Source organism: Thalassospira sp. ABL2_045, from assembly GCF_056161285.1.
In genome coordinates this window covers 77,546-89,708 of record NZ_JBSWYV010000010.1, presented here as the reverse complement: position 1 = coordinate 89,708, position 12,163 = coordinate 77,546, and the positions used below count along the sequence as shown (strand labels likewise).

Annotated in this window: 11 protein-coding genes; all 11 read right to left on the bottom strand. The window is 57.8% G+C overall.

Features of this window, described 5'->3' with window-relative positions; all coding sequences use genetic code 11:
* Positions 1–29: 29 nt before the first annotated feature.
* Positions 30–2,879 (bottom strand): hypothetical protein, encoded by a 2,850-nt coding sequence (locus tag ACXAIA_RS14790; protein ID WP_475350000.1) that lies wholly within the window; start codon positions 2,877–2,879, stop codon positions 30–32.
* Positions 2,866–4,701 carry a hypothetical protein gene (locus ACXAIA_RS14785; RefSeq protein ID WP_475349999.1) on the bottom strand — a complete coding sequence of 612 codons (1,836 nt, stop codon included), beginning with the start codon at positions 4,699–4,701 and terminating at the stop codon, positions 2,866–2,868. Before ACXAIA_RS14785 ends, ACXAIA_RS14790 begins: the two co-directional genes overlap by 14 nt.
* 3 nt (positions 4,702–4,704) lie before the next feature.
* Positions 4,705–5,118, bottom strand: a complete 414-nt coding sequence (locus ACXAIA_RS14780; protein ID WP_475349998.1) for a hypothetical protein — start codon at positions 5,116–5,118, stop codon at positions 4,705–4,707.
* On the bottom strand, positions 5,118–6,950 hold the full coding sequence (locus tag ACXAIA_RS14775) for a phage tail protein (RefSeq protein WP_475349997.1): 1,833 nt from the start codon (positions 6,948–6,950) through the stop codon (positions 5,118–5,120). The genes ACXAIA_RS14780 and ACXAIA_RS14775 overlap by 1 nt, the downstream gene beginning before the upstream one ends.
* Position 6,951: 1 nt before the next feature.
* Positions 6,952–7,536 carry a phage connector family protein gene (locus tag ACXAIA_RS14770; RefSeq protein WP_475349996.1) on the bottom strand — a complete coding sequence of 195 codons (585 nt, stop codon included), beginning with the start codon at positions 7,534–7,536 and terminating at the stop codon, positions 6,952–6,954.
* An 83-nt stretch (positions 7,537–7,619) separates the two neighbouring features.
* Positions 7,620–7,883, bottom strand: a complete 264-nt coding sequence (locus ACXAIA_RS14765; protein ID WP_475349995.1) for a hypothetical protein — start codon at positions 7,881–7,883, stop codon at positions 7,620–7,622.
* 11 nt (positions 7,884–7,894) lie between these two features.
* A complete protein-coding gene (locus ACXAIA_RS14760) occupies positions 7,895–8,302 on the bottom strand; it encodes a Bbp16 family capsid cement protein (protein WP_475349994.1) in 408 nt (135 codons plus the stop codon).
* A 42-nt stretch (positions 8,303–8,344) separates the two neighbouring features.
* Complete coding sequence (locus ACXAIA_RS14755) at positions 8,345–9,340, bottom strand: major capsid protein (protein WP_475349993.1); 996 nt, start codon at positions 9,338–9,340, stop codon at positions 8,345–8,347.
* 38 nt (positions 9,341–9,378) lie between these two features.
* Positions 9,379–10,107 (bottom strand): hypothetical protein, encoded by a 729-nt coding sequence (locus tag ACXAIA_RS14750; RefSeq protein ID WP_475349992.1) that lies wholly within the window; start codon positions 10,105–10,107, stop codon positions 9,379–9,381.
* Positions 10,088–10,417, bottom strand: coding sequence for a Bbp19 family protein (locus ACXAIA_RS14745; protein ID WP_475349991.1), 330 nt, complete (start codon positions 10,415–10,417; stop codon positions 10,088–10,090). Before ACXAIA_RS14745 ends, ACXAIA_RS14750 begins: the two co-directional genes overlap by 20 nt.
* Positions 10,417–12,060: a portal protein gene (locus ACXAIA_RS14740; protein WP_475349990.1), complete on the bottom strand. Its 1,644-nt coding sequence runs from the start codon at positions 12,058–12,060 to the stop codon at positions 10,417–10,419. The genes ACXAIA_RS14745 and ACXAIA_RS14740 overlap by 1 nt, the downstream gene beginning before the upstream one ends.
* Positions 12,061–12,163 lie beyond the last annotated feature (103 nt).

Sequence of the window (12,163 nt, the reverse complement as noted above, 5' to 3'; positions counted from 1 at the left end):
CGGGGTTGTTTTGGTCCATGGAATGTTTTTTATTCGTCGTCGGATAGCTCGGTCAGGCCGATCTGCCAGAGGTAACTGTGCATCCTTCGCGCCAGTTCGATCTTTTCTTGCAGTGATCCTGAACGTTCCATCAGTTCGGCCATCAGGCGCGGGTCTTTGGCCGCCTCGATCAGAAGGTCATTGACCTTGCCGCGTGGCACCTTGTCGAAAATCTTCCGCGCCGTTGATGCGCCGCGACCAGCTGCCACAAGTGACGCATTGCTCTGACTGGCCATCGCCCCGAACCGGGCACCGATGATGGATGAAACCATGTCAATCAGCATGTCAGGGCCATTTGACAGGTCATCAAGCGCACCAACACCTGACAGGGCATCAATGATACGCTCGGCCTGATCAAACAGGGTATTGAGGCGTTCGACTTCATCCGTTTTGAAGATTCCGGCCTTGGTCATGATATCCATGATCGATGGCTGGCCCGGTCGGATCGGAGCTTCAAGAACGCGACGAATGCCGCCGATATCAATTGCGCCAGAACTGGCTGTACTGCGCCGCACGGCATAGTCAAGAATGGTTGCCTTAAGCCCTTCAACCCCGTCAGCGCCGCCGCGCTTGGCGGTTTTGGCAAAGCCTTCAAGGGTTCGCAGCGGTGCGTTGCCAGAAGAAATAGCACGGCCCAGCGCATCGACTGGGTTTTCAAGGTTAGCCAGTTTCGAGAATGCGGCCTTCTGCTCAATCGCCTTGCTTGATCCGGTTGCGGCCCGCTCCATGGCCTTCATGCCTTCGCTGCTTTTAACAGCTTCAAGCATATCTGCCTTGGCCTGCGGGAACCGGTCAAGCACAGCACCATTGTCGCGGATGAACTTTGACAGGCGTTTGGCGTTGACCTGTCCGGTTTGTGGGTCAATGGAATCCGCCGCCGCGATGCGCAACATGCGTTCCTGGGCATCGATCATTTCATCCACGGCAAGCTGCGCATCCGGCGATGCCATGTTCATGTCGGGGATAAATCGCGTTGCCCGTTCCAGTTCATCCATACGCATCGCAGTAGCTTCTGCCCCACCTGCAAAGACGCGGCGCACCAGCAATTCAGGCGGGATGCGATCGGCCCCGTTGCGGGTCGACGCCGAAGCAGCGCCGGCAAAGGTGCGGCGGAATGTTTCGTTAAGCTGGCGCGAGAACACCCGCGCATCTGTCACGGTCTGGGCCACGTCGTCACCAATACCGGAAAGATCATCAAGGGCCGCTTCTGCCATCTGGCCATAGATGCGCGAGTCATTGAATTCCTGCTTGGCATCTGCTTCACGGGCAAGTGCGAGCATGCGCGACCGGAATCGCAAAATCTCCGATACGTCGGTGCGGCCCTGCCCCTCGCGCATGCGGGCGACAAAGCCTTCAACGATGGACGGCAGCTTTTCTTCCTCCAGAAGTCCTGCACGAACATCATCAAACGCCGAAATAACATTCCCGGCATTCGCTTCACGATCCACTGGGATACGACCCCACAATTCACGTTCAACGGATCGGGCCTCGGAAAGTGCGGTTTCAACCGCGTCACGCGCCACCCGGCCAAGCTCTGCCCGTGCCGCTGGCGTGTCCTTGGTGATCTTTTCTGCGGCTTCAAGCGCCACGCGCTGGGCGTCCTGCACCCGTGCCGTCAGAATGCCGTTGAAGTAACGCTGACGAAGCTGTGCAGCGGCGCGCAATGCCTCCGGGTCACCGGTTCTGGCAAGGGCGGTGATCATATCCCCGATGGATTTCAGACCATCTTCGGCACGCGCCTTTGCCTCTGCACCAAATTTTGCACTGCTTTCCGATAGCTTCTTTTCCATCGCAATCAGGGCCGGTGAACCGGTTTTCTGGCCCGCTGTCATATCAAGGCCCGGCAGACCGGATTGACGCAGGGCAAGGGCAAGCTGCTCCGGATCCTCGCCAAAGTCGCGCACGATTTCCTGAATGATCTGGCCGGCACGGGTTTCGCGCGCGCCGGGGCTGAAAGTACCTGCTACGCGACGAAGCGTTGACGCCCCGGTCGATGACAGGCTGGTTGCGATGCTGACCGGGCTCAAAAGTCCTGCCGTGATTTCGGCACCGATACGAACCGCGTCATTCCCCGGATAATAGGTTTCCGCAACACCGGACGCCACGCCAGCCGAGGCAAGCGCCGACACTTCCGCCATGGTGAAGGCCTGCGGGGCGCGGGCCGCCGTTTCAATGATCTTGTTGATACCATTGCCGATGAATGACGGCGCAAGACGCGCACCGGCACGGGCCGCCGCCAATGGTGCCGCGGCAAACGGCAAACCACCCCCAACAACCTCACCGCCAAAGCCATAAGGCCGCAATTCAGGCGGAAGGTCATCGACATTGCCATAGGTCATTGGCGCATCGGCACCGGGAAGCGTAACGTCAGACGCAATGTCACGCGCCTCATTCCCCGCCATGTTGCCAGCGATACCACCAATGATCGCACCGGCAGGGATCGTAATCGGCCAAGCAACAGGCGGCGCAGCGGCACCAATCGCCGCCCCTGTGCCCATCCCGGCAAGCGTGCCACCGGTTTCGATCATTGATCCGGTTGCGCCACGGCCCACGGTCGAAACCTTATCGGCAAGGCTGGTGGTCGGTTCCGGGTCGCTTTCCCATGGTGCAGCGGTATCGGATGCCTGACCGTTCTGGCCTGCCATTGCCTCGCCACTGTTTTCGGAAACAGATGACCGCGCCAAATCCGGTGTTGCCCCGCCGCCGATCAGGTTGCCATCGACATAGGCGCCATACCCGCCGGTATCAAGCGGGCGCACGTCCACGTTTGGCTGCGCAGATTGCGCAACAGCGGCACCCGCGACGGTATCATTTTCCCATGGTGCGTTACTGTTCGCCATTCTCGCCGCCTTTCACGCGGATAACGCCATTCGGATCAACATATTGCTGCCCGGCCGGGATGTTCTGCCAGTCCTGCTCGGTTTTCACCCGTGGCGGAACGCCAAGGTTCTGTCGGAAGTCGGCCAGCGCATTAAGGATGTTCATTGCCTGGACACGTTCCTCGCGCCCGACCTGCGGGTTGTTTGCCGTTTTATAGGCAAAGTCCTGCCGCTTCTGCAGCGCATCATCGATGCCGATCAAACGGTTGCGATATGCTTCCGGGTTGTCGATCAGTTGACCGTCGATATTGATTTCCTGCTCGATGGCTTGGCGCTCACCCTCGGCATAGCGCGGGTTGTTTTGCAGGACGCGCACCAAGTCACGTTGCAGGTTCGGGATATAGGACTTGGCTTGCGTCACCTGCGGATCGTCAAAGTTTTCGCCAACGACCGGCAAGCTGCCAAGGAAATTAACGGCGGCAGGCCCCGGACCTGTCACCTTATCGGCCAATGCCCAAGCGGTCTTGTTCGGGTCAACTTCGGTTTCGGTCGGCTGCATCTGTTGCGCTATGGCCTGTTGGTCGGTCAGGGCGCCGCCTTGACCGACCGCACCATTGACGGACTGACCGCCGGGGCGGATCAGGTTGCCACTATTAATGTCCCAGCTGTATCCACGCTGCTGCAAAGCATCGACAACGTGCGGAGGCAGGCTTGGCATTGTGATTGCGCCTGTGTCTGCGTCACGCTGCGGCGTCATATACGCCACAACAGAACTTTCAAAGTTGCGTTCTTCTTCCGGCGTCATCATGCCTGCGGCAAATTCAGCGCTGCCATTGGTCATGTTCGCCATCGCAATGCCGGACATGCCCTTGCCAAAGCCGAACCCGCCGCTATCAACATCGGCACCCGCCATTTTCTGAACTTCGGCTTCCGTGGCAGGCCTGCCGACAACACTTTCGAACTCTGTCACCTTGTCCGGCAGGGCCTTGCCACCGGTCGATGAAATTCCGGCAAGTCGCAGACGTTCCTGCGCTGTCGGAGCGCGGCCCATGATGGCGGCAAATTCGTTAACCTTGGCCTGACCAGCCAGCGCGGCCTTGTCAAGTTCAAGTCGCTGTGTCGCGACACGGGACCGGATGCGCCGCGCCGTGCCCGCGTCAAGGTTTTCAAGGATACCTGGCACGGAAAGGATTTCTTCCGCCCCGTCAACATCACCGCGATCAAGCAACGATGTCGCGGCCCCGACAATAATGTTCTGTCGACCGGCTTCCTGTGCCGCAAGGAAATCTTCCTGCGTCAATGCCGGACCCATATCGGCCAGTTCTTCGTCAAGCCGTTCGAACAACCCCGTCATTGCGCCGGGATCGGTATAGGCAGCATCGGCCAGTTCGCGGGTTGTACCGTCAAGCTGATCCGCAACAAGGCGGCGTCCCTCGGTAATCTGGGTAACTGCGGCCTGATCTGTCAGTTGTGAGCGGATGCCGTCAAGGCGCTCGAACAGGCGAACCTTGCTGTCCGGGCTGCCCTGCCAATCGTTCAAAAGCTGGTCTTGCGTCTCGCGAAGTTGACCGGCATAACTTTCGGCAACGGTCGGATCGCTGAAATCACCTTCGGTCAAAAGACGACGATATTCGCCTCTGGCCTGTTCCTCGAAGCCGCGAATGGCACGGGTCAGGTCAACGGCCTCGCGACGGGTGCGAATACGGTTTCCCGCTTCTTCCGCCGAACCGGCCAATGCCGCCACGCCCTGCGCGATGGCATTGCCCGCCCGGCCTTCCTGTGCCGCTGCTTCGACCGGAACCCGGACATTCGCATTTACCGGCTGTGGGATATTACCTGCCATGTCTTACCACCCGAAAAGAGTTTTCCAATTGTCATAGCCGCCAAGAAGGCTGCCACCGGCATCAAGCGTCCCGCCGATCATCGCGGCCCGGCCAGAACGACGCGCTGCGTCACTGCTTTGCTGACCGAAGTAATAAAGATCTGAAATATCCTGCGCGGCCATGCTGTCGGTTTCATCCAGAACAAGGTCCGGTGTGCCTTCAAGGGTCACGCCTGCTGCGCTATAGCGGGCCCGCTGGCTTGCCAGAAGTCGCTGGTTCTGTCTGCGGCGCTGCGCCACGTCGCGATCGGTCTGTTCGCGCCGCAACTGATCCTGCCGTTTGAGGCTACGCCGTGTTTCATTGGCCGCATAAAGCTTGGCCCCGGCCCCAAGAAGTGGCGCCGCCTTGGCCAGTGACGAAAAGATGCTTTCAAACATTAATCACCTGTAGCAATGCGCTGGACAAAGGCGCGGATGTTGCACGGCAACGGCCCGTCACCGCCAAAACCGAATGTTCCGTCCTCGTTGAACACGTCATTGATGGTAAGCTTCTCAATCCCGGTAAACATCGGCACCAGATCGCCGACAAGGGTCTGGGTGGTCATGAAACTTGCATCGCGCAACGTTTCCCGGTTCTTGCCGATCTGCAAAACGGATGTGTTGAGAAGGTCAAGACTTGCCTCTGTCACCCGCTTTTTCTTGGCCCGTCCGCTGCCCTGTGCCGAACCCGGATCAATTGGCAATGTCTGGCCGTAGAACGGCGCATTTAACCCGGCAAGAAGTTCATTCGCGGTCAATCCGTCCGGCAATTCGATCTCGCCGTCGCCTTCACCATCATCCGTAACCGTCACAGCCGGAAGGGCCGCACCATCTGCCAAGAGCTCAACGCTTTCGCCCATCAAATGCGCAATACCGCCAAACGTCGAAAGCGCTGTTTCCTCGGAATATGAAAGCGCACAATCCAGATACCGTGCTGATCCGATATCGGTGTCATTTTCTGGATCGTGGAAGTCCTCAAGGATCTCGAGATACCGCACCGTTTCCTCGTTGACGGTGCGCACCACTTGAAGCCAAAGAACATCGCGCCCATCCATGAAGACGGCGCCGATATCCTCGACCTTGCCCCAGTCATTACCGCCATAGGATCCGCCGATCTTGTGGCGGGTCCAGGCATACACGCTGTTTTCCTTGTAGGTCATCGCAACAAGCTGGCCGTCACCGCCGCGCACGCCCCAAATGATCGGGACCGGGTCACGCGCAATGGCAAGCTTGATGATTTTCCCGTTCTTGCCCGGCCCTGCGATATGCTCGGCCCAAGCCGTGATGTCCGGCGCGTTAAACGCATCATCTTCAAATGAATAGTTAAATTCATGAACGCGCTTCTGCGACTTCGACAGGAAAAAGAACGAATTGTTCTTGCGCACCGGCTTGATCGCGGCCGAACGGTCATTGGCGTGGTCACGGTTCAGAATTGATGTCGGGGTGATCGGCTCGTAAAACCCGCCTGCACCCGATACGGTTCTGGCTTCGTCACTGGTGCCAAGATAAAGCGCCCGGCCAGATGCCAGCCACGCAATGGCACCCTTCGCTGAAATGTTGAAGACAAGCGCGTCTTCGTCATCTGTGCCGGTGGTGAAGTTCAGCAACCTTGGCCCGCTCGTATTCGGCGTCATGCTGACCCACATCTTGCGTTGTTTTGCCGGGGTCGCGGCCAGCACAAGGCGCTGCTGATGCTCGGTGATATAGGCAGGCCAGTTTGTACCGGTCCATTCCGTCGGCTTGCCGGTGATCGTCGGGCTGTCGTCAAACGTCCAATCGGCATGGTCGGTGCGGGTCAGCGTCGCAATCCCGATTGCCGGATGCGTCAGATAAAGAACGTCTTCGACCTGCTGATAATCAAACCCGAAAATCTCGGTGTCGTCATAGGGCGTCGTGACTTCATAGATGTCATCGCTGCCGTCAAGAATGTGTCCGATATTGCCTTCGCTGTCGGCGCGGAAAAACCGGACATAGCTATCTCCGAACTCAAGCATATAGGTATCATCGGCGCTATATTCGAACGGGACAAGGCGCACCCGCTTGCTGCTGTCCTTGACCTCGGAAATGAACCGCGTGCCGGGGCGGCGCGTCAGAATACCTTGCGGCAGAACGATGATGTTCTCGCACAGCGCAAGGCTGCGCTGATACCGCTCAAGGTCGGAGTTCCCGGCAAATTTCGGGCTGACCTCGCCGCCGTCAAACCCGAACTGGGAAAGAAGCCGAACTGCCATGTCAGAGCCCCATCTCGCGCTCGAAACCGGACTTGTCGGGCTCGCTGCTCTGGTTCTGCCAAAGCTGATCGTTGGTCTTGGCAATGGCAAGGAACCGGTCATAGGTCACTTGCATGCGCTCGACCCCGGTATTCGATCCTTCGGTTGATTGCGCCACGGCAAGGGCAAGCGATGCCCCCATCACATCGGCAAGATACTGGTCAAGGCGGGCATAGCTGGTGCGGCGGCATGAAAATACGGCCTGCAAGGGTGCTGAAACATTGGTCAGAAGGTAATCGCCCTCACGCTCCCACTTCTGCGACACGCCAAGATCAACACCTTCTTTGGCAAGCGACCAGATGCGCAAACAATCGGCCGGCAGCAGGTATTGATATGAATACCCGAATGCCGGTGTTTCGGTGGCCTCGGCCAACAGGGTGCGTTTCTTCGCCCATGTCCATGAATGGGCGGCAAGGGCACGGTCAACTGCGCCCCGGAAATAAGCTTTGGCAAGGCGCGCCCGGTCGCTGTCCTCGTCAAGCGACGTGATCGGCTGTTCCCCGATCAGTTGCATGGCGATATTGGCGATTTCAGTTTCGCTCGGCATGGCGCACCTTCATCAAAGGGTCAAAAGAAAAGGGCCACCCGAACGGGCAGCCCTGAGTTTTATGAGGAAAAAGAAAACCCGCCTTATTGGGCGGGTTTGGTGTCGGGTTTTGCTGCCGGTTTGGCCGGTGGTTTATCAGCGGCCTTGTTGGCGGGTTTGGTGTCGGGTTTTGCTGCCGGTTTGGCCGGTGGTTTATCAGCGGCCTTGTTGGCGGGTTTGGTGTCGGGTTTGACCTTTTCCATCCACGACTTAGCGAAAGCTTCCTCATCGATGGTGAATGTGTCGCCCGGTTTACGCAGGGAACCAACAAAGCCCAAGCCAGTCGCTTTAACAGTGATCTGTGCCATGACAGTTCCTCTTAGCTGTTGGTTTGAATTGCGGCAACAAGACCAGCCGTGATCTTGCCTGCCGTCATCGGGCCGGTTGCGACTGTGTAATGCAGACGCGCATATTGCAGGTCGACACCTTCCGGCAGGTAGTTCCAGTGGAACCGCTTACCAGCTACGAGGTCTGCGACCGGCACCGCCGACGCAATCGGGATCGACTTGTCCGGGGTGAAGGTTTCCGTGCTGTCAAGTTGCAGCGCAATGGTAAGCGTTGCAGAACCGTCAGCGGTGAAGTCTTCCACCACTTGGATAAGCAGCGGAACAGGATTGCCAGGGCCGTAATCGTCACCAGCCGAGCCAAGATCAATCGCATTGGTCGAGGCGGCGGTAGCGGTGACGGCCTGCGCATCCGAAAACAGATTTTCTGCATCGAAAAGCATGGTTATCTCCATTCTGTGAAGTGATTACCGGTCACCGGATGATCAGGTTACACGGCCTTCGGCATTGATGAGCGAGTCATCGCGGCGAATCGGATAGCCAAGGAACTTGGTGACCGGTTTGCCTTCGAAGTTCTCAATGGTCAGATTGACGTTCTTGCCATTCATGGCCTGCTTGTGCAGGAAGGTTTGAATGGTGCGGTTGCAATAGATCGCAACCTTGCCAGATGCCTGTTCCGGGTTCTGGAGGCGGTAGTATGCGTCGATCATGTAATCGATGAGATCGGCGCCAGACTGGGCGTCTTTGGTCAAGTCGCCAACGTCAATATTGGCAACGCGCGAAACACCACGCCAATCCGGAACAGAAAGCCCGATATCCTGACGGAAGTGGTCACGCAAAACCTGCATCATGGAACCGTCGCTAAATTCCTTGGTCTGTTCGCCAAGGTCTTTGTTCTGGAAACCAACGACCGAGTTTTCCGGATAGATCAGATGGCAAGTTTCCTCGCCCCAGGTCACAAACCAGATCGAAGTGTTTTCGCTTCCAGTGCCCTGTGCATCGACAACGTTTGCGCCTGATGGCGCAGACAGATCATCAAAACGTGGGGCGAGACCAAGGAAACCTTCCGGTTCAGTGGCCGTGTTGCCATAGAAGCAGTACCGCGAGGTCTTCTGGTTAAAGCCAAGCAGCTTACGCTTTGCCTGCTGGGTGCGATAGGCACCTTCATCAGCGTGCTTGCGGGCAAGGGCCGCGTCGACTTCGCCATAATCTTCCATCATGGCAGTCGTGTCTTCGACCTGCACCTGCCCGCCGTGCGACGGCTGAACGCCTTTGTTGTATTTGCGGAATGCAGGCTCCGGGATACCAGTGCTCATCGACGTGATGTGCTTGGTTCCGTTGTTGCATTCCACATAGATTGCATCCATGAGGATGTCATTCCACTTGGCCTTCTGTTCGATGATCTTGAGGGTGCGCCCCTTCGGATCACGCGTTTTCATCAGGTCAAGCAGGGTCGGAAGATCGCTGCCAATGGTAGCCATCTCTTTACTCCTTACGTGATTTTAAGTGAGAAAGTTGCTCAATCCTTCGAATAGAGCGCTTCTTGCAGGGTTGCCGGGGCTTTATCCCCACCCTTGCCTCCGTCACCATCGACAAAGGCGCTTTCGCCCACGGCACCCGCGAGTGCATGGGCAAACTTGATGAACCGGGCGTCCTGGTGGAGGCCGGTCTTTTGCATGAATTCGCCAAAACCTTCGGGCGCGTATTTCTGCACCACACGGTTGGCAATGGTGATGTTCTGGGCCGCGTCCTTGCCCCACTCTTTCTTGAGGGCCGCGGCGGTGTCTTTCTGTTCCTTGGCCGCTGCGGCTTCGAGTTCCGCCATGTAGCTGGCGGTATTCTCGGCATCGGCTTTCAGGATGGATTGCAGGCCAGAAACCGGGATATCGGCGGCAAGGGCTGCTTCGGCGAGATAAGCAGGCGGGGCGTAGCCTTCGGGCAGGTCCAGCCCTTCAAGGTACCCTTCCGCCGTTTCCGGCACGCCAATCGCGGCACGGTACGCGGCGCGGTCTTCGTCGGTCGCGTCTTCGCCCGGCACCTTGAAATAGCCCTCTGGAATGGTCGGGGCTTCGGTGTCGCCACCTTCACCGCCATCAGTGGCCGGTGCATCGCCTTCCGGCAGTTCCAAAGAAACACCCCCGTTCTGGTCATCAGAAGCGGGGGTGTTGTTTGCGTCGGTATTTTCGGTCGTCGTATCCGGTGCGGGCGTTTCCGTGCCCTGACCCGGATCAGTCGTTTGATCGGTCATTTTTCTGATCCATTAATAGTGTTGCGTTGTACTTGGCTTGCTCGTTCGCGGCCTCTAACCGCAGCTTCGCCATGTCTGATTCAGAAAAGCGAAGCAGATTGAGGATGTGATGGGCGATCTCGCGCTTTCCTTCGTTGCGCTCTATCGGCCCGCCGTGCGGGGTGATATCGGCCCAACCGGCTTGCAGAAGGATGTCTTCCAAAACCGCCTTGCCGTTCTCTGTCGAAAACACCTGACGGTATTGATCGACCAGCAACACAGCATCATTTGGCCGTTTCTTGTGCGGCCAGAACCAGAACAGGGGTTTCATTATTGCTGACCTCCACCGGTCATGGTTTCAATCACCGGGGCCATCTTCGCGGCCTGTTCGACCTGCATGGCCTGTTGTTCCTGCGCCTGCATTGCTTGGGCCTGTTGCGCCTTGGCTTGGCGGATGGCCTGAACCGCTTCACGGTCCCGCCAGACAGACGGTGCCGCGCCGAACGACTGGCCGACTTCATAGGCCGCTTCATCGAAATCAACGATATCAAGCACACCCGGATCAAACTGCGCGATCTGGCCCACGGCATTGATGGCCTGCATGTTGTTGCTGGCCTGACGGGATTTGCGCAACTGCGACAACGGGCTGGTGAATTCAAGATCGATCCCGCCATTGTCACGCAACACATCTGGCATGGCCGGAAGGTTCAGTTCGCCATTCTCGACCTTGCGGTTAAGGATACTGACCTCACGCGCTACAAGACGGCCAAGCATCGCTTCCTGTTGCTCGAACGGTGGGGAAAGCAGGTCGGCGCGTTCCTGTGCGCGAATAAGTGCCTCTGTCGCAGTGGTGTCGGGCTTGTTCAGGAACACGGCAAACAGGTCAAGATACAGGCTGGCATTGACCTCGTTGGTGAACATCTCGAACATTTCATTGCCAAGGCTGGGATTGCCACCCATGGCAAGGGGTTGCACAAGCTGCTGACCGCGGGCATTGATCGCGCCCCGGTTCTTGGCGCCGGCATTGATGTTCAGAACGCCTTCAAAGTCCTGATGAGTGGCGTATGGCGGATCGATGTTCTTTTCAGCGGCCCGCATCAAAAGCTTCTTGGCGTGGTGCGCCGCCTTCATGTCCGGCAGGGCGCGCATGCCAGGGCTGTAGCCATACGGCAAACGCGGATCTACCCGGCCAAAGCTTGAGAACAGATAGGGCATCTCATATTGCCCGCCCTCGCGCATGACCTTCTTGTTGTCGACATCGACATAGACATCATCAAATTCAAAATCGGTGCGGTCGTTGGTGCTTGGATACACCGCGTGAATGACATCGAAATGCTTTTCACCGCGCTGCTTCGGATCTTCCAGTACACGTTTGACCGGCTCGGCCAGATTGCTCTCGCCAAACTTCTGCGCCATCTGCTTCGCGGTCATCGGGAACTTGCGATAAACCGTGTCCTCGATCCCGGCCGCATTGACCGTAAACACGATCTGCTCCAGCGGGATATATCGATACAGGAACGGCGCATCTGATCCGAACTGTTCCTCGACATGGATGCATGGCACGCCATAGGCCATCATTTCCCGATATGCCGGGCCGATGGCGGCCTGAAAACCGGCCTTGCTGTCATAGCGATAGGAAAACAGACGCTTGCGATAGGCGCTGGTATATTGCTGAACGGCCTTGTTATCGATCAGATCGTCATCGATCGGTTTCAGGTCGTGCCACATATCACCACTTGGCACCAGCAACGACAACGCCGCAGATGCCGACCGTTCCAACGCAATCACCGGGCGCGAGTTTCCGATCTTCGCCAGTCGTTCAACATCCCATTTCGATGACGGCGACGTATCGTTGAACGACGACAGAGGATCGCAGACCTCCGCCACGCGCCGCCAGATCGACCGGAACCCGACACGGTCGGAATTCAGCGCATCGCGGCGAACGATAATGTCATTTGCCAGTGAATCGGCCATTGCGTTTTCCCAAAGAAAAAGGCCGCCCCGGTTGGAGCGGCCTTGTGTCAGTGTGGTTGGTGTGTCTGTGGTCAGGTCAAAGAAAAAGGCGGCCCGTGAGCCG

What these genes read in the sequence shown, in the direction of transcription:
- ACXAIA_RS14790 (WP_475350000.1), bottom strand. Translation starts at nt 2,879, where the DNA reads ATGGCGAACAGTAACGCACCATGGGAAAATGATACCGTCGCGGGTGCC.
- ACXAIA_RS14785 (WP_475349999.1), bottom strand. Translation starts at nt 4,701, where the DNA reads ATGGCAGGTAATATCCCACAGCCGGTAAATGCGAATGTCCGGGTTCCG.
- ACXAIA_RS14780 (WP_475349998.1), bottom strand. Translation starts at nt 5,118, where the DNA reads ATGTTTGAAAGCATCTTTTCGTCACTGGCCAAGGCGGCGCCACTTCTT.
- ACXAIA_RS14775 (WP_475349997.1), bottom strand. Translation starts at nt 6,950, where the DNA reads ATGGCAGTTCGGCTTCTTTCCCAGTTCGGGTTTGACGGCGGCGAGGTC.
- ACXAIA_RS14770 (WP_475349996.1), bottom strand. Translation starts at nt 7,536, where the DNA reads ATGCCGAGCGAAACTGAAATCGCCAATATCGCCATGCAACTGATCGGG.
- ACXAIA_RS14765 (WP_475349995.1), bottom strand. Translation starts at nt 7,883, where the DNA reads ATGGCACAGATCACTGTTAAAGCGACTGGCTTGGGCTTTGTTGGTTCC.
- ACXAIA_RS14760 (WP_475349994.1), bottom strand. Translation starts at nt 8,302, where the DNA reads ATGCTTTTCGATGCAGAAAATCTGTTTTCGGATGCGCAGGCCGTCACC.
- ACXAIA_RS14755 (WP_475349993.1), bottom strand. Translation starts at nt 9,340, where the DNA reads ATGGCTACCATTGGCAGCGATCTTCCGACCCTGCTTGACCTGATGAAA.
- ACXAIA_RS14750 (WP_475349992.1), bottom strand. Translation starts at nt 10,107, where the DNA reads ATGACCGATCAAACGACTGATCCGGGTCAGGGCACGGAAACGCCCGCA.
- ACXAIA_RS14745 (WP_475349991.1), bottom strand. Translation starts at nt 10,417, where the DNA reads ATGAAACCCCTGTTCTGGTTCTGGCCGCACAAGAAACGGCCAAATGAT.
- ACXAIA_RS14740 (WP_475349990.1), bottom strand. Translation starts at nt 12,060, where the DNA reads ATGGCCGATTCACTGGCAAATGACATTATCGTTCGCCGCGATGCGCTG.